19 protein-coding genes are annotated in these 21346 nt (G+C 35.0%); 2 read left to right on the forward strand and 17 right to left on the reverse strand.

What is annotated here, in order from left to right; all coding sequences use genetic code 11:
- Nucleotides 1-59: 59 nt before the first annotated feature.
- Together NCE97_RS05360 and NCE97_RS05365 are read left to right on the forward strand one after the other, a co-directional pair.
- Nucleotides 60-1133, forward strand: a complete 1074-nt coding sequence (locus tag NCE97_RS05360) for a putative type IX sorting system protein PorV2 (protein ID WP_353777911.1) — start codon at nucleotides 60-62, stop codon at nucleotides 1131-1133.
- Between the two features lie 8 nt (nucleotides 1134-1141).
- Entirely contained in the window at nucleotides 1142-2311 is a 1170-nt protein-coding gene (locus NCE97_RS05365) for a lipoprotein N-acyltransferase Lnb domain-containing protein (RefSeq protein ID WP_353777912.1), read from the forward strand.
- Nucleotides 2312-2315: 4 nt separating this feature from the next.
- On the opposite strand, the gene NCE97_RS05370 is transcribed toward NCE97_RS05365, so the two are convergent.
- The 17 genes from NCE97_RS05370 to NCE97_RS05450 form a co-directional block, all read right to left on the reverse strand.
- Entirely contained in the window at nucleotides 2316-3710 is a 1395-nt protein-coding gene (locus tag NCE97_RS05370) for an exopolysaccharide biosynthesis polyprenyl glycosylphosphotransferase (RefSeq protein WP_353777913.1), read from the reverse strand.
- 37 nt (nucleotides 3711-3747) lie between these two features.
- Complete coding sequence (locus NCE97_RS05375; RefSeq protein ID WP_353777914.1) at nucleotides 3748-4758, reverse strand: glycosyltransferase family 4 protein; 1011 nt, start codon at nucleotides 4756-4758, stop codon at nucleotides 3748-3750.
- Nucleotides 4718-6019: an O-antigen ligase family protein gene (locus tag NCE97_RS05380; RefSeq protein ID WP_353777915.1), complete on the reverse strand. Its 1302-nt coding sequence runs from the start codon at nucleotides 6017-6019 to the stop codon at nucleotides 4718-4720. Before NCE97_RS05380 ends, NCE97_RS05375 begins: the two co-directional genes overlap by 41 nt.
- A gap of 49 nt (nucleotides 6020-6068) precedes the next feature.
- A complete protein-coding gene (locus NCE97_RS05385) occupies nucleotides 6069-7208 on the reverse strand; it encodes a glycosyltransferase (protein ID WP_353777916.1) in 1140 nt (379 codons plus the stop codon).
- Nucleotides 7205-8311, reverse strand: a complete 1107-nt coding sequence (locus NCE97_RS05390) for a glycosyltransferase family 4 protein (protein ID WP_353777917.1) — start codon at nucleotides 8309-8311, stop codon at nucleotides 7205-7207. The genes NCE97_RS05385 and NCE97_RS05390 overlap by 4 nt, the downstream gene beginning before the upstream one ends.
- Entirely contained in the window at nucleotides 8304-9644 is a 1341-nt protein-coding gene (locus tag NCE97_RS05395; protein WP_353777918.1) for a glycosyltransferase family 2 protein, read from the reverse strand. Before NCE97_RS05395 ends, NCE97_RS05390 begins: the two co-directional genes overlap by 8 nt.
- A complete protein-coding gene (locus NCE97_RS05400; RefSeq protein ID WP_353777919.1) occupies nucleotides 9631-10452 on the reverse strand; it encodes an FkbM family methyltransferase in 822 nt (273 codons plus the stop codon). The genes NCE97_RS05395 and NCE97_RS05400 overlap by 14 nt, the downstream gene beginning before the upstream one ends.
- Nucleotides 10445-11623, reverse strand: coding sequence for a glycosyltransferase family 4 protein (locus tag NCE97_RS05405; protein ID WP_353777921.1), 1179 nt, complete (start codon nucleotides 11621-11623; stop codon nucleotides 10445-10447). The genes NCE97_RS05400 and NCE97_RS05405 overlap by 8 nt, the downstream gene beginning before the upstream one ends.
- Nucleotides 11620-12546 (reverse strand): hypothetical protein, encoded by a 927-nt coding sequence (locus NCE97_RS05410; RefSeq protein ID WP_353777922.1) that lies wholly within the window; start codon nucleotides 12544-12546, stop codon nucleotides 11620-11622. The genes NCE97_RS05405 and NCE97_RS05410 overlap by 4 nt, the downstream gene beginning before the upstream one ends.
- A gap of 3 nt (nucleotides 12547-12549) precedes the next feature.
- The gene (locus tag NCE97_RS05415; protein WP_353777923.1) at nucleotides 12550-13986 is read right to left on the reverse strand and encodes an MBOAT family O-acyltransferase; all 1437 of its coding nucleotides are present in this window, start codon (nucleotides 13984-13986) and stop codon (nucleotides 12550-12552) included.
- Nucleotides 13986-15083 (reverse strand): glycosyltransferase, encoded by a 1098-nt coding sequence (locus NCE97_RS05420; protein WP_353777925.1) that lies wholly within the window; start codon nucleotides 15081-15083, stop codon nucleotides 13986-13988. The genes NCE97_RS05415 and NCE97_RS05420 overlap by 1 nt, the downstream gene beginning before the upstream one ends.
- Nucleotides 15073-16461 (reverse strand): asparagine synthase-related protein, encoded by a 1389-nt coding sequence (locus NCE97_RS05425; RefSeq protein ID WP_353777926.1) that lies wholly within the window; start codon nucleotides 16459-16461, stop codon nucleotides 15073-15075. The genes NCE97_RS05420 and NCE97_RS05425 overlap by 11 nt, the downstream gene beginning before the upstream one ends.
- Nucleotides 16462-16466: 5 nt before the next feature.
- On the reverse strand, nucleotides 16467-17666 hold the full coding sequence (locus NCE97_RS05430) for a glycosyltransferase family 4 protein (RefSeq protein WP_353777927.1): 1200 nt from the start codon (nucleotides 17664-17666) through the stop codon (nucleotides 16467-16469).
- A gap of 93 nt (nucleotides 17667-17759) precedes the next feature.
- Entirely contained in the window at nucleotides 17760-18671 is a 912-nt protein-coding gene (locus NCE97_RS05435; protein WP_353777928.1) for a glycosyltransferase family 2 protein, read from the reverse strand.
- The gene (locus NCE97_RS05440) at nucleotides 18658-19539 is read right to left on the reverse strand and encodes a glycosyltransferase family 2 protein (RefSeq protein WP_353777929.1); all 882 of its coding nucleotides are present in this window, start codon (nucleotides 19537-19539) and stop codon (nucleotides 18658-18660) included. Before NCE97_RS05440 ends, NCE97_RS05435 begins: the two co-directional genes overlap by 14 nt.
- Nucleotides 19532-20362 carry a glycosyltransferase family 2 protein gene (locus tag NCE97_RS05445; protein WP_353777930.1) on the reverse strand — a complete coding sequence of 277 codons (831 nt, stop codon included), beginning with the start codon at nucleotides 20360-20362 and terminating at the stop codon, nucleotides 19532-19534. Before NCE97_RS05445 ends, NCE97_RS05440 begins: the two co-directional genes overlap by 8 nt.
- The gene (locus NCE97_RS05450; protein ID WP_353777931.1) at nucleotides 20359-21342 is read right to left on the reverse strand and encodes a glycosyltransferase family 2 protein; all 984 of its coding nucleotides are present in this window, start codon (nucleotides 21340-21342) and stop codon (nucleotides 20359-20361) included. Before NCE97_RS05450 ends, NCE97_RS05445 begins: the two co-directional genes overlap by 4 nt.
- Nucleotides 21343-21346 lie beyond the last annotated feature (4 nt).

A 21346-nucleotide genomic window follows, 5' to 3' on the forward strand; every position in this document is an offset into this window, starting at 1 on the left:
AAGCAATTTATAGTTTAATAGAAAGAAAAATATTGTGCATCTTTGTAAAAATTTTGCTATTGAAAACAAATCTATTCATTGTACTAGCTTTTGTAACGCTTATTAGCACAGCTCAAACCACCAGAAAATACTCTAACGAATTCATGAATATTGGTGTGGATGCTGCGGCACTTGGTATGAGTAATGCAGTAGTTTCGCAAACAGGTGATGTTAATTCTGGTTATTGGAATCCTGCTGGTTTAATTAATATGGAGGATAACCAAATAGCGTTGATGCACTCAAGCTATTTCGCAAATATTGCCAACTATAACTATGCTGCTTTTGGAATGCCTTTGGACGATCAAAGCGCAGTTGCTGTATCGCTAATACGATTTGGTGTTGATGATATCTTGGATACTACACAATTGATAGATGACCAAGGTAATATCAATTTTGACCGTGTAAGTACATTTTCTACAGCAGATTATGGCCTCACCTTCTCCTACTCTAGAAAACTACTCCTAAAAGAGGGCTTGAGCTATGGTATTAATGCCAAAGTTATAAGACGTATTATTGGAGATTTTGCCAATTCATGGGGATTTGGCCTCGATGCTGGTATACAATATCACAGTCAAAGCGATTGGAAGTTTGGAATCATGGCAAGAGATATCACAACAACATACAATTCTTGGTCTATTGATGAAGGCAAATTTGAGCAAATCAGCGGTGCGATTGATGGTCAAAACCAAGAATTGCCAGAAACTACTGAGATTACCATTCCGAAGTTACAAATAGGTGTTTCTAAAAAATGGATTTTCCACTATGATTACTCACTGGAAGCAGCAATGAATCTTAATGTTCGTTTTGCTGAAAACAACGATATTATTTCTACATCTTTTGCGAGTATCAATCCAGCTTTAGGATTTGAATTTGGATATATCGATTTGGTCTACCTAAGAGGTGGTGTTGGTAATTTTCAAAATGAATTGCAAATAGATAATTCTGAAGAGCTTACATTTCAACCTACATTTGGTGTTGGTTTTAAGTATAAAGGAATACATATAGACTATGCATTTACAGATATTGGTGACCAAAGTGCTGCCTTGTATTCTAATGTATTCTCACTAAAATTGGATTTCAGTATCTTTAGGTAGTTATTCTTATGAAATTAAAACTACTATTTTACTCACTTTTACTTTCTGCTTTTCTTGGGTTTTCACAAGAATTACAACTATCAGAATCTGCGCAGATAAGTGTATTGACTATTGGTTCTGGAGATAATCTTAATGATGCTTTTGGGCACAATGCTTTCAGAATAAAAGATCCAAGTCTTGCCCTAGACGTGACATATGGATATGGCGGTTATGATTTTGACACGCCCAACTTTTACCTCAAGTTTGCTCAGGGAAAATTAGAATACTTAATAACCAGACATAGTTTTAGTGAATTCTACAGGACCTATGTCTATTTTAATAGATCCATTAAGGAGCAGGTGCTCAACCTCACGCAAGCGCAAAAGCAAACCTTATACAATGCTTTAGTTGAAAACTATAAACCTGAAAACAGAGGGTATCTTTATGACTTCTTCTTTGATAACTGTGCTACTAGAATTAGGGATGTTGTACAAAGTGCAACGAATAATTCCGTAACATTTAATATTCCTGAAGACGTTGGAGAAAAAACCTTTAGAGATTTGATTTATGAGCATGTTGGCAAGAATTCTTGGGGAAGCTTTGGCATAGACTTGTGCCTTGGTTCTGTGATTGATAGAAAAGCAACTCCAGATGAGTATATGTTCTTACCGAGTTATATTCATGAATTCTTTGAAGGTGCAACACTAAGTAATGGCGAACGTCTTGTTTCAGAAAATCGTGTACTCTATTCCGCAGAAGAGAATAAATACTCCGAAGGTTTTATAGTTAGCCCGCTAATTGTTATAGGATTAATTAGTCTCTTAATACTTTGGGTAACTTATAGAAACTATCAAAAACAAAAAAGAAGTAAGTGGTTAGACATCGCTATATTTTCAATCACTGGTCTAATCGGAATCTTCTTGCTATTACTTTGGTTTGCTACGGATCATTCTGGTACTGCTCAAAATTATAATTTGCTTTGGGCATTTCCTTTAAACCTGATATTATTAGCACCACTGATTAAAACACAGTCTAAACCTTGGGTAAGACGCTATTTAAAGTTTTTAGTGATTTCACTCGTGCTACTGACCTTCCATTGGATGATGGGAATTCAAGTCTATGCGTTGACTTTAATTCCATTACTACTCGCCATAGCAATACGATATATTTACCTTATTTCATTCCTGAAGAAAGCATAAAACCTTACTGTCCTCTATAGTAAAGTATTGTACTAAGCGTTTTGACGAAGATGTTCAAATCTAAGAAAACGCTTCTATGCTTAATGTAGTAGAGATCGTATTGAAGCTTTGTTAGGCTATCCTCTACAGAAGAGCCATAACGCGTTTTTACCTGTGCCCAACCTGTAAGCCCTGGTTTCACAATATGTCTAGTTTCATAGAAAGGTATAATTCTAGACAATTCATTAACGAAAAAAGGACGCTCTGGTCTTGGGCCGATGATACTCATATCACCTTTAAGAACATTAATAAACTGAGGGATTTCATCTAAACGGGAACGTCTTAAAAATTTTCCAAAAGCAGTAACTCTAGAGTCATTTTTTTCTGCCCACTTAGCACCATTCTGTTCAGCATTCTTTACCATGGTTCTCAGTTTTATGATATTAAACTGTTTTCCATGTTTGCCTATACGGTGTTGCATGTATAGTAAGCTTCCCTTATTGCCAACTAAATTACCTAAAATGATTATCGGAGAGATCACAAGACCAAAGGCTAATCCCAGAACTGAAAATACAATATCGAATAATCGGTGGAAAAAGAGGTACAGCTTGTTTTGATTACTTCGACTAAAAGGAAAGTATTTATAAAAATCTTTCCCTACAAATTGAATCGGCACTCTATATGTAAGTTCTTCATATACTTGAGTATATTCTCGTATGGTGAAACCTTTCTCTAATAATGAAATAAGATTGTGATATACATCTGGTGTAATCGTTTCAGGATTAAGGCTAGCAACTAATATCTCAGAGATACGCTCTCCTTGTATTACCTCTAAAAGTTTTTCTGAATTAAACTCTTTCAGCCCTTTAAACTTTACGGCTTCATCAGCTTCGGATTCAGCATTTATAAACCCAATAATCTTATAATTTGGATCAGCTACATTAAGTGCATTAACGATTTGATCTATATTGGAAATTTCACCTACTAGCAGTACACGTTTATAAAACCTCGGGGATTGAATAAATGTAATATAAGCGACTCGCCATAGAAATATCATAACTATAACTGCAAAATACAAGTAGATAATCTGCAGTCTGTTTTCTGGTAAAAATGGTGTAATAACTGGTGTTAATAGATAGGTTAGCACAGTTAACGATGCTGTTAGTACAACATTCTTAAAGGTTACATCTATTTTACTAGCCTGAAGTAAATCGTAAAGTTCAAAAATAGTCCCAAACACAGAAAGATACACAATCAACACGATGAGTTGAAGTGTATTTTCAGAAGCTATGGTTATATAATCGAAGTCGAAACAGAGCTCCAATAGGTATAGTCCTAAGAATACGAAAAGTATATCTATTAATCGTAATAGAATCTTTCGTTCAGAAACTTCGAAATGAATTCCTTTTTTGGCACTCATAGTAGCTAGTTAGATGCTAAATATAATAACTACAAAACTATTTTAAGACTTCGAACCATTGCTTTTTCACAATATCCCAATCAAATTGTTCAACTTTTTCTCTTGCATTCGCAGCTAGTCTTTTCCTCAATGATTCATCTTCTATAATAGATATTACAGCATCGACCATTATTTCAGGGTTGTTAGGCTCCACCAATAGTCCATCAGCACCATTCTCTATAAGATAAGGTATGCCTCCTACATTAGTCGAAACTATTGGTAACCCCAAAGCCATAGCCTCAATGACACTCACAGGCATGTTGTCGAAATTTGTAGTATTTATAAAGATATTATAGTTCTCAGATAATTCTATCCATTTTTCTTTAGCAAGCTTCCCAGTGAACTCTACGTCCAGGTCTAGACTAGCAGCTAGGTCTTTCACCTCAGATAAACTGCCATCACTATCGGGTCCTACCATACATAAGCTAGCATCATAATTACTTTCCTTCAATAGTTTTAGAACATGAATAGCCATAGAAGGGTTGTATATTTTTGAAAATGATCTTACCCAAAGTAGTTTGATACTTTTATCGGTACGTTCAAAATATTTATAATTTTTAATTTCAATAGTATTTGGTATGAATGCTACATTTTTATACCCAAACTTCTTGAATGATTCTAACAAATAAATTGACGGTGACACATTTTTGAACGAATTAGAGAAAATCAACTTACATAGTGAAGGATTCTTCTCTAGTCTATTGGGAAGGTTACCGCCATTCAAACTTGGAACATAATCAAGTCTCAAAAATCTACATAATTGACTTATGATTAGTGCATAATAGAAGTTCTGAGTGCTATATGTATCAATTATTACTATATCTACTTTTCGCCTTTTAGTAATTACTGCAGAAACCATATCGAGTAACCTCAATAACTTATTCACTTTGTTTGAAGATAAGTATACAATAATCCCTTCTCCAGCAAAAAGAGCTCCTAAAGATTGAATAGACGATATGTTGCTATTCTTATGATTTAAGTTGTTTCCTATATATAGGACTCTTTTCATTGACAACGTTGATTAATGTTAGTGCATATAAAAATGCAGGTGCAGCGATACGCATTCCTGAATGATTTATCGTGGCAAACCAAAAACAGAAGAAGGCATAAAAATAATAGTTCCGCTTATTAGAAGTCCGGAATGCTAGTGGTTTTATGAATAAAATCGTAATGATCACAAATCCTAAAAACCCATGTTCAGAAAGTAATCGACCTACTTCATTATGAGAGGGTAATTCTGAGCCTCTTCGCTCTACTCTTATATCCTTAACTCTACTCGCTCCAATACCCAAAAAGGGACTATCCAAGAACCCCTCTATTTCTTCCATAAACAGATTCCACCTACCTGTAGTGAGATCTTGTTTGTCTCTCCCTAGTTTATCTTGATTTGCATAACGTTTATCAATCAATCCGTCAGTTTGACTACTACTAACCAACCAAGTAGCAGCTATTCCGATCATAAAGATGAAAAAAGTAACAACTATCTCGTTCTTTCTCCTCTCGCTAGAGATCATGAAAATTGTAAATAAAAAGGCGGCTGTTACAATAATTGCAGCAAACACCCCTCCTCTACTAAAAGTAACAAAGGCACGGAAAGTCATAGCTGCAAGGATTATAATGTTCAAAACCTTGAGGAACAAACTTGGTGACTTCATAAAAATTCTAACCACCATGACAAACATACCCAAGCCCAGTGCTGTAGACACCTGGTTTGGTCCAAATCCACCACTAGTAGCAGCATTAGATGCTGTTCCAGAGAGTCTGTCTTTAATACTTGGATTATACAAAAACAGATATGTGGTTAATGTTATCGTTGGTAATGCGATGTACAGAATTAAATCATACAAGTCTTTTCGGGTGACTTTACGGTCATAACAGAATAAGGCTGCAATTCCTAAGCATAAAGGTCCACTGAGTACGAAAGCTATATTAGTTCTAAAATTTGCTGTATAACTCAAAGAGGTTGACGCAACTATTATTGATGGCACTAATGCTATGAGATAAATAAAATATGGATAGCCTTTACCTGAAAGCCCCTTAAAGAACATCCCCATAAGCATGTAAATGATAACGAGATATTTGGTTGCTTCATAAGATATACCTCCTTTGGTCATCCTAAACAACACCTCAGCACCCGTAAAATAAGCACACGCTAAAAGTATCTCGCGAGTTTTTCCAGCACTTGGCGCTACAATGATTCGCCCTGTAAAGTATACCATGAGAATAATGAAAAACACTCGAGCAACCACCTCACCAAATTGAAATAGCACAACTCCAATTATGATATGGAGTAATACAAGCGCTATATATTTCTGGTTTTCAATCATTCTGAGCTACACAAAGTATATCATTCATTATACGATTATTATAATAATCATAGGAAAACTTATCCACAAATTCTTCTCGAGTTTCAAAATATTGTAAATACTTCTCTTTAGACATTTCTAAAAAAGGTATCATTAAACCCCTAAGATTCTCTTCATTCAAAGGGTCTACAATACAGCCATTGTTATCAGAAATGTAATGTGTTATTGAAGAAATAGATGATACCACAGGTATGCATCCAAAGTTATAGGCTTCTGCAATAACCTTTGGAAACCCTTCTGATGCACTCGATGGCAAAAGGAACACTTGAGACGTTTTATAAATCTCAAAAACTTCTGATCTGGAGCGAAATCCATGGAAAACAAAATCTACTCCAGATTTTGCAGCGATGTCTTCAAAATAATGTCGCTCTGGTCCATCCCCAACCATATGAATTGTTTTCACCAAATCCTTTTTTTCACGGTCTAGTAAGCTAAAAGCATTTATTATCCGTTCGACACCTTTTGGTCGTTCTAATCGACCTACAAAACAAAACGTGATTCCCTCATTAAGGTTTTTATGGTTTATAACCTTAAGCCCTTCTTCTATTTCATTGAGAGTCAAACAAGGATTTTCAAAAGAGAAACTATTCTCAGGTTGGTTTTCCCAATACCCATTGATTGTTACTTTTCGGCTTTGTTGTTTTAGCATCCAACGTTGTAAGGCATAGCCCAATGGAGGGTTCTTTTGATTCCAATTACCTGCATATTTATACCATCCTTTTTTCTTTGAGAAGATGGTAAAATAAGGAATGAGTACCACAGCAATTCCAGTTGGTGTTCTTAACTGAAATACATCCACCTTTTTGAGTGTAGCTTTTACAATTGATAATACCTTCGGGAAATTGGATACAATCTTTAGTTTCGAAGCAATAGTAGTTCCTCCTAAAGCCGGCAAAGGCACAAACTTTATCTTACTTGAAGCATAAGGCAATGAACTTTCTGGAGCTTTTCCTTCATGCAGCATTGCCACATGATATATTTCATCGAATTTATCTAAAAGATGATTCAACTCGTTAATTGTTGGTCCCCAACCAACGATGACGCCATCATCTGTTTTATAATGCTCGGTATGTGAAATAACACACAGTTTCATGCTGTAATAACTTCAATATAGTCTTTAATCACCTTACTCCATCGATGATGCTCTGCCCATTGCACAGAAGCTGATTTATAAGTTTCTTTATCCTTCAATATCGATTCGATTGCCGTAATGAAAGATGCTTCATCTTCTGGCTTCATTAAAAAACCAGATGCTTCATTTTTAATGGCATCCTCAAGACCACATCCCAATGAACCTAGAGCTGGTAACCCAAAATAATTCGCTTCTATAACTGCGATTCCAAAACCTTCAACATCACCAGTTTTCGTTATGGAGCTAAGCATTACAAAGATATCTGTTGATTTATAAAAGTCTTCTAGCTCACCATGATCTACACTACCATGAAATGTAATATGGTCATCAACATTTAGTTGTTTTGCCAACTCTATAAATTCATCTTTTTGCGTTGGAAATCCAACGCAGTGGTAATGTGCGTCTGGAAATGATTCTAATAATTTTGACAAATGTCTTATCACATTATGTTGCCCTTTTCGGGAGGTAACGTTTCCTACTGTAAGTAGCTTTGGGTAGCCTTTTAAATCTAAATTTGATACTTTATCCTTATTCCAATTTGTAGCATTAAAACCATTGCGTATAACATGCAAATCCTTCAATGGTAAGTGAGAAATCAATGATTTGGTGAAATGAGACACTGCTATTACGCTATCAAATCGTTTTAGTGCTGATTCTATTGATGACTTTAATAATTTCTTGGTGAAATTTACTTCTGAACCATGTGCAATTGCCAGAAATTTGCGTTTGTAAAACAAACTAGAAAACCCAACCAACCACAATGGAAACTTTCCTGATGCAATGATAACTTCATTTTGTCTTACTAATCTAAACAGTAGCAAGATTCTTTGTACATACATCAAAGTACGTATTTTTCGCAATGGTACACGATGTACTGTAAAGCCAGATTTGTTATCAAATGCTTCTTCTTCATCGCCTTTTGAACGCCTATCTGCTAATACTTCAACTTTAAAACCATTTAGTGATAACTGCTTTGCCAAATTGAACGCATGATTCCCTATCCCTCCAGGTAATGGTGGAAATTCTGATGTGAAGATCAATATGTTACTAATCGCTTTATTCATCTAAAGCTTCAATTAATGGTCCCTGAGCTAGTTTTTTTCCTGACAAATTCCAGGATTTAACAATTTGAAATACAATTATTGGTAACGTAATAATGACTACTAATGCGCCTATTACTTTTAACGCATTATTCTTTTTAAACCTATATGGCATTATAGAAATTGGGGTAATGCGCAGTATTGCTAAACGTGCTGCTGATGCTCCATAATAACGTCTAAAGTAGTACAAGACGCTTGGTATCGGCCTTGGTGACCATAGGTTTTTTGTTCTGAAAGCATCCCAACTACCCATATCACGTAGACCTCCTGAGTTCACTTTCAAATGTAATCGCTTCGCAATTGGGTTTGACACACTTAAGTATCCATTAAGGAATGTTCGCAAACCAAACTCTCCATCTCCCATACGCTGCTTTTCAAATTGTCTATCGAATAAGCCAATGCTTTTAAAGACGTCTCGCTTTATCATCACATTACCTGTATCTAGTTGATCTGCTATTCTAAAATGTCGGTAGTCTGCTGGTATTTTGTCTCCTTGTTTAGAAATTGAAACTCCAGAGGATATATCGGCTTTAAAAAAGTCTAAGGTTTTCAAATGATTCTGTATCCAATCTGGTTCTACTCTACTATCGTCATCAAATAATAATAAATAATTGCTCTTAGATTGCTTTATAGCATTATTCCGTGCTAACCACAATGCTTTTTCTTCTTGATAGTTAGCATGAATTTGCAAATCGAATTGCTCATAAAATTCTTTCTGAAAAGGAACGGATTGATCGACTACAATAACTTCAAAATTACTATAGTTCTGCTTTTCTAAATCTTTGAGTACATCCTTAAGATATTCATATCGATTTAGTGTAGGAATGATAACGGATACAAAAGGAGATTGTTCTACAAGCTTAGATGCAAAACCCTCAACTTCTGCATTAGAAATAACAGGTGTATGGCTGCTTAATTGTAATCTGTTGGTTTTACTAGATAGAAATCCTGAAATCTCTTTGAAAGGATTTTTAAAGCTAATAAGCCTTAGTAATAAAACATAGTATACCCAGGCTTTACTAAAGTACCTTCTTATAAATCGATATTCATCGACTACTGGTATTTTTTCAAAATCTGCATAAGATTCTTCGTAAAAGATATGGCCTAAGTGTAATGCCTGCCAAGACTTATCGTAAGCTTGTGCTTGTGGAGATTTATAGGTTTCTGCGCTATCTAATTGATCTAAAACCTCTTTTGGTAAGTGCTCTAATAAAGGGAAAGCGGTTGCTCCATTTTTTCGTTTTAATGAAAAATAACGTGTAGGCTGTAAATATTTTAAAAACTTAAATGGAACCAATTGGTTTACAAAATATATTTACTGGTAGCTTATCGCCAGTCTTATAAGGTTTCAAATCCATGTCAAATATACTATAATCCATGCTTTGAAAGAACCTTATAATCTCAATATTATCATTAGTTTCCACGATAATCAAAGGACTGAACTTTTTTATTAATTGCTTAGCGCCTTGTAGAATTTTGAGTTCTATACCATCAACATCGATCTTAATGAAATCTATTTTTGAAAGGTTCATCAGAGTTTCATCTCCATCTAAACTAATCATATCGACAACTACTGACTTAGCTTCTGGTGAAGTTTCAGATGCAATCGTGTTTGAAGTTCCTCCAGAAATGAAAAGTTCGCAGCTACCATTTTCGTCACCTACTGCTTTATTCTGAATATTTAAGTTATCCTGATTATTATAGGACTTTGTTTTGGAAAAGCTTTCAAAAACATGAGGATTTGCTTCAAATGCAAATACGCTTCCATTTGCACATAGGGTTTGTGACCAAACCATGCTTAAGTATCCAAAGTTAGACCCTACATCTAATGCTACAAGGTCATTCTCCTCATTCTTATGCAGCTTGAAAACATTCTTCAATAGCGTATTTTCTATACCTCTTTCAAAAGCTCTTGAAGCAGAGTTAACCGAACCGAAATATTTAAAATCCACATCATAATCGACATAAGTTCTTTTTACATCTACATTGATTTCTTTATAAGGCTTATCATCTCTATAAACAGCGGATTTAACGGCTTTGAATATTTTGAGATTCCTTAGCCAATTTGGGAGCATTCTATTGAGGTATACTATTAACTTACTCATAAAAGGCCTTAGATTTTTCTGCCTGAAGGCTTAAATTAAACTTCTCTTCTACCCTTTTCACAGCATTATCTTTTATAGCATTTAGTTTTTCGTAATCCATATTTATAACAGTCCTAATTGCTTCTGCCAATATCTTAGAATTATACGGTTCTACAGTGAAACCAGTTTCACCATTAATAATATTCTCCACCAAGCCTCCAACATCAGATACGATACAAACAAGACCTGAAGCCTGAGCCTCTAGTACTGAATTGCAAAACCCTTCGGATAAACTATACTGGATATAGAACTGATTAGTTCGATAATATCCAAGAATTTCTGAATGCGATTTTTCTCCAACTAGTTTCACGTCTCCCTCTAAACCTAATTGATTTATAGCAAACTTTAAAGATTCATATAATTCACCCTTACCAACTATGGTGTATTTAAACTGCAATCCTTCTCGCTTCAACATTGCCAAAGCTTCTAAAGTATAGTTAAGCCCTTTAATCCAATGCAAACGTGCAACTGTTAAGAAAGTCAATTCCTCTTGGGCTGCATTTTTTAATTTGAATTTTGAAGGTTCTAAAGCTGGATATATTATATTAAAATCTGTCTGCTCAGATAATCCATTTTGATATGCTTTTTGCAACACATAATCTGAAATTGCATGTACCTTATCCACGCTTTGCCATACCAATCGATAAGGATCTTTATGTTTCAATGGATACACATCTATGTCGAAACCTCTGAGGCTTAGAGCCATTTTAGCATTGATTGTCTTAGCCACATTTTCGCTATTGATTGCTAGTGTAGTAAATCCAAAATGCACCCAATCAACTTTAGATTGAAGAATATGACTGTTATTGTAAAAGTTCTTTACTGCTTGGCTAAAGCTTCTACCTACTGCTTTTTCAAATCTCAAAAAACGTCTTAATCGACCTGAATAGAAAAGTGCGAACTTCAAAAAAACCAAAGCGACTCTTATGGGGTTCATAAACCTAAAACGCTTATTCACTTTAGGAGCGACTTTGACTTCACATTCAGAAAAGGCTTTCCTGTTAGATTGTACAAACAACACAGGCGTAATCCCAACTGCCTTAAGTCCAATAATCTTTTGGACAAAAAACGTCTCGGAATACGCAGGCGTCTTTGAAAGTACAATACCTATTTTTAGTTCGCCTCTTTTCATTCTCTATTTGATAAAATCAAACTTGCCAATTCCTCTGAAAATTGTTTCCCTGAATCTATGGTAAGATGATGTCCATCTGTATATTGATAATGACTTCTTTTATTCATAAAATTGAAATATGGCACATCGTAGGTTTCTGAGAGTCTTTCCATCTTGTTGTCAAAGTCTTCCATCAGTTCTAGCTCCAAGGCATACATATCATCATTGACCGGGATTCTTAGCAAATATACCTCTCCTCTTTCCTGAAGCATTTTTATAGTCTTTATCAGGTAATCAAATCTAGTCTTGGAGAAGCCTTTGTATTGGGCATCTAGCTTTTTTCGGTAACTATTTATCTTTCGTTTTGTACGCTCAGCTGTACTAAACATATCCGATTCTATAACAACTTCTAGCCAGCCATCGTCTTCAACATAAAATGTCTGATACTCACCACGTCTATACTTCTTTGTAATGAAGTTCAAATTCTTTTCCTGATAGGATTCTATTAAATATTCTGGATTTGGTTTAATGCTCACAAAATGTGTCTTATCCACAAAAGACCCAACCTCTCTAAAGTTGAGACTATCCTCTCTTTCTTCAGTTTGTGAAGATAATGTCCAAGGATTTACTTCGATGATAAAAATACCATCCGTTGTCTGCGTATTTAATTTTCTACTTATTAAATCATGATATGCTTTCCCAAAAGGAGAATGAAGAATGGAAAAGGCAAAATTATATAGTGAATCCTCTACTTTATCATTGATATATTGTGGTTGAATAGATTGCGCTGCTCTAGACGACCCTACTATAAGACTAGACTGCTTGGGAGATGTAAGCTTGAGATAGAACTCATCTGAAGATCCATCGGCTTGAGTCATCAATGCCAGAAAGCCTAATGCCAACATTAAGCTAAACAGAATGGTCTTTATTAGAAATCGCTTCATCATCTAAAACTGAAAGTATATAAATTCTTGTTCCTTTCCACCATATAAAAATATTATTATGGCAATAATATAATAGCACATTAAACGAACCCAAGATGGTTTATTGAACCACATTTTCTCAATGGCATATTCGTACTGACGACCAAGCCATTCTATAATCATAAACAATACAATAAGTACCATTAAAAATGTTGGTCTAATCTCTGGTAAACTAAACAATGAAGCGTCTACCATACTAGTCAAATAACTAATGGCATGTTCTAAATTCTCTGCTCTAAAGAATATCCATGCCAAGACAGTTATCCCAAAAGTAACACTCATGGCTAACAAATCTTTTAGTGATGGCAATAATTTTCCTTGAGCAACAATTTCTATATTACTTCTGTTACGTTTTAAAAGCAATAAGGGTAGAAAACACAAGGCATTTAGGAGCCCCCAAAAGATAAACGTCCAATTGGCACCATGCCAAAAACCACTTATCAAAAAGATGATAAATACGTTTCTCACTTGAAGCATTTTACTTACTCTAGATCCACCTAAAGGAATATAAACATAGTCTCTAAACCATGTAGATAACGATATGTGCCAACGCCTCCAAAACTCTGCTATATCTCTAGAAAAGTATGGGAATGCGAAGTTTTGTTTTAAGTTGAAACCAAATAATCTTGAAGTTCCTATGGCAATATCAGAGTATCCTGAAAAGTCTCCATAAATCTGAAACGCGAAAAATACAGCTCCAAGAAGTAATGTACTACCAGAATAGCTTTGTTCATTTTCAAAAATGGTATTTACAAAAAATGCGCAATTATCTGCAATCACAATTTTCTTGAATAAACCCCATAATATTTGCCTTAGACCATCAACTGCTTTAGTATAATTGAACGTTCTTCTCTCATAAAATTGCGGCAATAAGTTGGTCGCTCTTTCTATAGGACCAGCAACTAATTGAGGAAAAAAGCTAACGAAAGCGGCAAATGCAAAAATATCTTTAGTAGGTTCTAACTTTCGCCTATAGACATCAATTGTATAGCTTAATGTTTGAAAGGTATAAAAGCTAATTCCTACCGGAAGAATTATATTCAGTGTATTGGGTTGAATTTCCCTTCCGAAGAAAGAAAATGCTTGAACAAAATTATCTACAAAGAAATTATAGTATTTAAAAAAGCCCAACAGCCCTATATTCACAAGAATGCTAAGCCACAAAAATGCTTTCCTCTTAGCGTTATCCTGAAGGTTTTTTAAGCTTAATCCTACTCCGTAATCTACTAAAGTACTTACGAGTATAAGCGATAAAAATCGATAGTCCCACCATCCATAAAACACATAGCTAGCCACTATGACTAATATATTCTGTAGTCTTAACTTTCCTTTGGGTATCAGCCAATACAAAGCAAAAACCAGTGGCAAAAAGATTGCAAAATCTATGGAGTTAAATAACATTAATTGATGCTTTGGTAAAAGGTTTGATGGTTATTGATAAATTGATTAATTGAAAGGTTATTGACCACATAATCGCGCATTGAGTTGCTAATCTCATGGCGTTCGTCTGCATTTAAGTTGTAAATCTTGTTGATCTTCTCTGCCAGCATTTCAACATTAGAGGGTTCAAACAAATACGCTTCAAAATCTTTGAGAATATCGACGATTCCTGATATTCTAGAGCCTAATACAATCGTTTCGCTTGCCATAGCTTCTAATGGTGCTATAGGCATTCCTTCTTTGCGACCTTCATCTTTTGTTGGAATCACAAAGGTGTCTGTTATGGAAAGGTATGGTCTCACGTCTTGTTTCTTTCCTAAGAACAATATGTTTTTAGACGCATACTTTTCCTTCAAAGATTGTCCATAATCGTTATCATCATTACCAACGATTAGGACTTTAATCTTTTCATTCTTGAGCATTTCAATAGCATCTAGCAATACTTCAATCCCTTTCACGGGAACCAAATTGGCGATTGAACTAATCACAAAATCATCAGGTTTAATCTGCAATTCTGTTTTTAATGCTTCATTACTGGCTTGAGGTGCAAAATAATTTGTGTCGACTCCTAATGGCAAATAGGTAGTCTTATGATTCATGTCTTTAAAGAACTGTTGAATCATATCTTGGTTTATGGCTATGATCTTTGTACTTAATTTTGATCTCCATGTCCAGGCTTTATTTCCCCAGCCCATTGCCTTCTTCGTATATATGAATTTGATTCCTGCTAGTTTGGCTGCCAGTGGCTCGGTAAAGTCCGAACTCCAATGCCAAGAGTGAATGATATCATAATTATTTTGTCTGAAAAACTTACGAATCTCAAATATTCTGAATGGCAGACTAAGAAGTGGTTTATACGATGTCGCAAATCTAAAAATATGGATTTTGACACCTGTAGATTCAATAGTTTTAAAAAATGCTCCTCTATCGTGAAAGCAACAGACTTCAATCTCAAATTTAGAACGGTCCAGACCTTTAATAAGGTCATACACAACCTTACCGCTACCAGCAGTATCAAAGTTGGGAATGGTATATAATATTTTTATTCTATCCGCCATGCTGAGACCAAAATTTAGACAATACCAATAGCATGTCTACTTGATGTGCGTTATATAATCTATCTCCTTTGTAAAACTCACTTAACTTACCCTCGATTATTGATTTCGGAATCCAGGACGTAAAATTAGCATTAGTTAGGTTTTGGTAAAGCATTTGTTCGTTGTCTTTACCCAAAAATTGTAGCTCCCAATTTCGCTGTATATGAGGTTTGCCTAATACTTCGTTTAAACTTCGCTTTAATTTAGATTTCAATCTGTATGAGAAGTGCGCTAGCTTATTACCATTCTCAAAATTATTCAAATTAAAAGGGCGTTTGTCTTGCCAGACTATAGAGGCTAATTCTTTACTTCTCTTTTTGATATAAGCAATTTGTAATTGCCTGTCTTTTAAATAGTCCTCAGGGATATTACAAATGAAATTACACATCCGATTATCGTAGTATGGTAAAGCGATAGGATGATGTGCTTCAAATACACTTAGATTTATAGAAGTCCAGCGTGGTGCCCAGTATAACGATTTAAATGCTCTTAATCTCGAATTTGCATTATCTATCTTTATGCTTTTCAATAAATTTGAAACTCGGGATCTGAAATAATCCATAAAATTACCTTCGAGTTGCCATCCTTTCCACAAATCCTCAGCGAGTTGCTGACCTCCTCTTTTGATTAGCTTTTTTATAAGAAGATCTATTTGTTCTTCTTGAGGCATGTCTTCAGGAACATTCATACTATCAAATAACACATCACCCCAATGTCCTAGAGAGAATGTATCTCCCATGGTTTTGTATTCATCGTAGATTGCCATTTGGCGTGGTACTGTCAGGCTGCTATAATAGCCATTCAAGTTACCGAGTTGATCTATTTTATTCCAAAGGTATCCAGGTTCTATAGTGTAATCCTTAAAATCAAAACCACATTTCTCAGCAATTTCTGAAGCTATATTCACTTCATCAAAACCATTGGCAAACTTATAGCTATATGAAAATACATCTGCTTTGATATGGTGCAATGCTGCTGCTTGTGTCCTACTATCCAAGCCACCAGACAATGGTAATATGACTTTCTTACCAGCTGTTTGTTCTTTAACTATGGTTTCAAAAAGATCTGTAAATCCATCTAGGGCTTCATTGAAGCTTAAATCTTTGGGATCGTAATACCAATTGAACCAAGGTTTGGAGTTCTCCCTAACACCTTCGTCATTAATTGTATGCTCAGAAGCTGCTCTCAAGACAACTTTATGCTTCCAAAAGGTATCTTCATCCAAAAAAAAACCAATGGCACAAAACACACAAATCGCTTTTAGGTCTAGACCTTGTTCTCCTGAGACTTCTGAAAAAGTCTGTGATGTTGGGATAATATTGGTTTTGATGGTGTTCACTTATACTATATGTTGTTAGCTACGGCGTTTTCATAAAAATCTTTGAACTGACCTATAACATCTTCAGAATAGAATTGCTCCTGTACTAAATCGTGAGCGCTGTTTATAGTCTTTTCTGTTTCTTTATCGTCTTGTCTACTAAGTGCCGTGATTGCTTCTGCTATTGCTTCCGCATCTCGCTTAGGGATTAATTTTCCTGTTGTATTATTAATCACAACTTCGGACATTCCGCCACAATCGGTGGAGATTACTGGAACGCCAATTGCCATTGCTTCCAAGACCACATTGGCTATTCCTTCGGCTAAACTGGTTAATAATAGTACATCTGCACTTTTCATCTTAGAGAACAATTCTTTTTGAGCTACTGAACGATGTACCGTAATGTGATCCTGAAGATCGAATTGGTGTATTTTGAACAAGGTTTCTTCATCAATAGCATTTGTTGCATAAAAATGAAAATGAAATTTAAAACCTCTTTCTTTTAATATTCTGCAAGCATCAATAGCATAGGTCATGCCTTTTACCCAGTGAAAACGACCAACTGATATGATATTAAACTCCTCGTCATTTGAAGCTTCTCTCTTTTTAAAATATTGAAACGTTTCCGTTTGTATTGGAGAATGTATCACCCTAATATTATTTGCATCTGCTCCATATTGTTGTGCTTCTTTTGCAATCGCATTGGAAACGGCATGAAAGTTTTGTATCTGCGGAAATGTTTTTCTGTAGAGATTGGCAATGCGTTCCTCAACAATAGGAGAATAATTTATATGTGCGCCCCGTAGACCGACAATCAAGTTGATATTTAGCTCTTCTTGAAAGAAATAATAAAAGTTAAGATCCCTTGCCCATTGTAGGTGTAATATGTCTGGGCGATGTAACGCTATTGGTAAATACTTGGTATACCAAATCCATTTGTCGTAATGCACAGGATAACTCAATGCTTTTCGTAGGACTATAAGTAAATCTTTTGGTGCCTTGAACAACAATTGAAATGTCCTTACCAAACTTATGAGAAGGTTTTTGAAATGACGTTTTGGTGTTACAATCTGTTTTACCGAATTGTTCTTGTATACCGTCTTTTTATTTACAACACCAAACAGGTAAACATTATGGTAGTCAGAGATATTGTTGATCAAATGTTCTACAAATGTTGAGCTAGGGATAGCTCCAGAAAAGATTGCTATTTTTAAACGCTTACTCATCCTTGTCTTTATAAATAGCAATTAGATCTGCTTGTGTAGGTTTCAGTTGTTGTTTAGTAAACATTGATTACGCTATAAATCTGTGATATTGGTTTAGCTGAAAAATTTTAGGGTTCGTTTTTTTATATAATTTAAAAAGTATCCGTCTAAATATAGGATAAAATAGGCAAAACCATAGGTTATAATCCCTATTTTCGATCGGTATCCAAGTTCTATTTTTCGATGCATTTTCAAGGCCTTTTTGTATGTGGAAGCATCTATTAGATTTGGAAATTCGTTCTTGAAATCTTTCAATAATAGTCTAGAAGTTTCAAACTGTTGCTTCTTGTTCGTTGTAACCGATTCGTTATCAAGCCTGCGATTCATTTCTACAAGTACCTTAGGTATCCCGTTAATATTTGAAAGTAATGAAAACCGAAGCACAAAATCCCAATCTACATTCATGTTTGGGTACTTTGTAGTAAACTTGAGACTATTAGCATCATGAATGTCCTTCCTCCACATGAGGCACGTATTCACAACCTTAAGCTGGTTGATGTATAAGTACTTGAACATCGCTTCTCCTCGAGGAAACTGTTCTTTTCTTACCAAAAGCCCCGGAAAAAGCACTTCATTATTATCGCTTAGAAACTTTGCAATTCCGGAGACCATACCAATATCTTGCTTGGATTCCATGACTTCAACCTGCCACTGCAAACGTTCAGGAACGTAGATATCGTCTTGCTCAGCCATTGCATAGTACTTGGACTCCTTTTGAACATGCTTAATAATTTCGTTAAGATTGCCTGCTAAGCCCAAGTTTTCAGGATGTTCTATAATCGAAATTCTTTCATCATTGAAACTTTGCGCTATGTCTTTTGAAGCGTCCTTGGTACCATCGATACCTATAACTATTTCAAAATTAGAATATGTCTGATTTAATAAACTCTGAAGTGTAGCCCTTAGGGTTTTTTCACCATTATAAACTGGTAATAATATGGATACTAATGGCTTATTGTCGCCCATCAAACTTGCGCTTTAAGGTTACTCCAAATTTAAATAAAGGATGAAATTGTTTCAACAATTTTCGTTTGTTTTTTGGATGCAGATATTTTAGTAAGTTTTTGTAATAACTTCTATATAGCTGTGCTTCTTCTTTAACCTTTTTCTCCTTGTTCTTTGCACTTGCTTGTTGGTCGTGTACGCGGAATTTAGCCAAGTATTCATCTACGAATGCGATCTTATAATATGGCATTAATCGATACCAAAACTCACAATCTAGAACTTGATGCAATGATTCGCTGAAGTACCCTACTTTATCAAAACAAGCTTTTTTAATCAATACGCTTGTGGGTTCGCCAATCTTGTTTTTTGGTGAATTCAAAAATTGCTTATCTGATAAATACATTGTTCCTTCTTCTACTCCTTCCTTTACCTTAAAATCTTCCCAATATGTATGCAATGGACCGTAATATTCTTTGAATGCTATTGTCTTTTCATTTGGTGTATCAATGATAAAATTGCGCTTGCTATACACGAGACCAATAGTATCATCTTGCAACATGGATTTCATCATTAGCGAAATACAATTTTCTTCCAGAATATCATCCTGAAACAAAAACTTTATGTACGCGCCTTTAGCATGTTCGATACAGTTATTCCAATTGGCTCCAATCCCATTAGGCTGATGCTTTAGGATTGTTGAAGGAATATGTTGATTTGCTAATAATGCTTCAGCAATCTTTAGTGTATTATCATTGGAAGCGTCGTCTGAAATGATGATTTCTATATTCTCATAAGTCTGAGACAATGCAGAATTTAGAGCTTCCTCCAAGTAATCTTGCCCATTATATGTAGGCATACAAATTGAAACTAAAGGACGCTTATCAGTCATTGGTATATATTGATTTGTGAACTTTGTTTACTAATTCGCCTTCGCTATCTATTTGCCACGAAGCAGACTCATTTGCTGTTTTCATGTAATATTCTTGCTCCTCGGTTAGTGCATTAATATCTATATACCAGCTACCATGCGAAGCTTGATAAGGTTGGTCTGTACGCCAAGCTTTTGTGAACCGCTTCTTTTTGTATGTATACTTGGGTCTGTATAATGCAAAAGTTGTGTCTATCTCTGCTTTATACGCTTTTGGGTTGGGTTTATAATTCCAAAACTGTGATTCCCAATTTTCGATATTTTCTTTGTTAGGATTTGTATTAGGAATGTCATCAATCTTTAATGAAAACCCTACTTTGGTAACATCATAAGCTTTATCCAAAAGAGCTCTAAACGTATGCATGAAATCCTCAGGACATTCTTCTAAAGGAACAATATCTGGATCGGTAACAACATAATAGCCTCTTGTATATTGCTTGGTGATGTCTGGATTTTTCCAAAACGACAAATGCCCATCATTAGACTTGAGCTTATGTATTTCTACAGAATTACTTATTGTATCAAAATACTCTAAAAGTGGCGGATAAGTCGAAGCATTATCTAGGATGACAATATTTTGGTATCCTCTATGCTTCAAGGCATTGATAAGCTTTTTCAAATGCTCTAACTGATTGTAGCTTATGATTACTATCGGAATCGTCTTTGGATTCTTTATTTGTTGCCTGACTGTAGCGTTGAATGCCCTATTAATTGCAACAGACCAATGACAAGATATAAATCTTCTTAACTTTTGAAATCTATATTTTAACTTTGAATTGGTCATGAAACTTCTGTATAAGCTAATGGGCTTAAAATATTGTATCCTCTACCAAAAATCTTATAACTCCAATAGGCTTTACGCATTTTTGAAATGAAAGATTTTCTTGTTGATTGATCTAGTTTCAATCTATGCTTCACTTCTTGCTCCAATAGTTTCTGAATTTGTTTAGCAGATTTGAACTGCTTCGTTTTCAGAATATCTTTATACAGAAGTGTTAGTATTTCAACTATTTTGAATCTCGTCTTATCTGAAATAACTCCGTATTCTTCATTCAAAATACGCTTTTTCACCGTAATGTTAGATAATAACTTTCCTTGATCAAACATCCAATTATTAGACAGATTATTGTCATGCTTGAACATTTGCGCTAAAACTTTATCTGAAGCCATGTAATCAGAATCGATTGAAAGTGCTTTGAGGTGAAAATCATATTCTTGTGATTGCTTAAGGTTTTCATCAAATTTCAAATCATTTTCAACAATAAAAGCCTTTCGCCATAGTGGCGCATGAATAGACCAGAATATCTTATACATCATATAGTCTTCTCGCCTATTCTCTGAAGTAATGGCCTTGGATCTTAAACCCAAACTATTTCCCGAGTCTTTTTCAACCCATTCCGTTTGGCAGATACAGTAACATGCATTGACGTTTTCTTCTAGGGATTCAATCTGCTGATTCAATTTTGAAGATGATAGTATATCGTCGCTATCTAAGAAGTTTATGTATGTTCCCTGACTTTGTTGAAGCCCAAAATTTCTACAGGCGTTTGCTCCTTTTGGCTTATCCTCAGGACGGTTAAAGTATTTGAACCTTGAATCTTCTGCTGCAAGCTTCAGGACGATTTCTTCTGTGTTATCTGTAGAACCATCGTCTACAACAATACATTCCCAATTCTGGTGAGTTTGCTCCTTTACAGATGCTAAGGTTTCAAGAATTAAATCTGCTCTATTATATGATGGGATGATAATACTGACCAATGGCATTGTT

This window comes from Winogradskyella sp. 3972H.M.0a.05, assembly GCF_040493455.1.
In the GTDB taxonomy this organism is placed as follows: Bacteria; Bacteroidota; Bacteroidia; order Flavobacteriales; family Flavobacteriaceae; genus Microcosmobacter.

Bases quoted from the DNA above. Each gene is read 5' to 3' on its own strand.
- NCE97_RS05365 (WP_353777912.1), top strand. From the start codon at position 1,142: ATGAAATTAAAACTACTATTTTACTCACTTTTACTTTCTGCTTTTCTT.
- NCE97_RS05370 (WP_353777913.1), bottom strand. From the start codon at position 3,710: ATGAGTGCCAAAAAAGGAATTCATTTCGAAGTTTCTGAACGAAAGATT.
- NCE97_RS05375 (WP_353777914.1), bottom strand. From the start codon at position 4,758: ATGAAAAGAGTCCTATATATAGGAAACAACTTAAATCATAAGAATAGC.
- NCE97_RS05385 (WP_353777916.1), bottom strand. From the start codon at position 7,208: ATGAAACTGTGTGTTATTTCACATACCGAGCATTATAAAACAGATGAT.
- NCE97_RS05390 (WP_353777917.1), bottom strand. From the start codon at position 8,311: ATGAATAAAGCGATTAGTAACATATTGATCTTCACATCAGAATTTCCA.
- NCE97_RS05400 (WP_353777919.1), bottom strand. From the start codon at position 10,452: ATGAGTAAGTTAATAGTATACCTCAATAGAATGCTCCCAAATTGGCTA.
- NCE97_RS05405 (WP_353777921.1), bottom strand. From the start codon at position 11,623: ATGAAAAGAGGCGAACTAAAAATAGGTATTGTACTTTCAAAGACGCCT.
- NCE97_RS05410 (WP_353777922.1), bottom strand. From the start codon at position 12,546: ATGAAGCGATTTCTAATAAAGACCATTCTGTTTAGCTTAATGTTGGCA.
- NCE97_RS05415 (WP_353777923.1), bottom strand. From the start codon at position 13,986: ATGTTATTTAACTCCATAGATTTTGCAATCTTTTTGCCACTGGTTTTT.
- NCE97_RS05420 (WP_353777925.1), bottom strand. From the start codon at position 15,083: ATGGCGGATAGAATAAAAATATTATATACCATTCCCAACTTTGATACT.
- NCE97_RS05430 (WP_353777927.1), bottom strand. From the start codon at position 17,666: ATGAGTAAGCGTTTAAAAATAGCAATCTTTTCTGGAGCTATCCCTAGC.
- NCE97_RS05435 (WP_353777928.1), bottom strand. From the start codon at position 18,671: ATGGGCGACAATAAGCCATTAGTATCCATATTATTACCAGTTTATAAT.
- NCE97_RS05440 (WP_353777929.1), bottom strand. From the start codon at position 19,539: ATGACTGATAAGCGTCCTTTAGTTTCAATTTGTATGCCTACATATAAT.
- NCE97_RS05445 (WP_353777930.1), bottom strand. From the start codon at position 20,362: ATGACCAATTCAAAGTTAAAATATAGATTTCAAAAGTTAAGAAGATTT.
- NCE97_RS05450 (WP_353777931.1), bottom strand. From the start codon at position 21,342: ATGCCATTGGTCAGTATTATCATCCCATCATATAATAGAGCAGATTTA.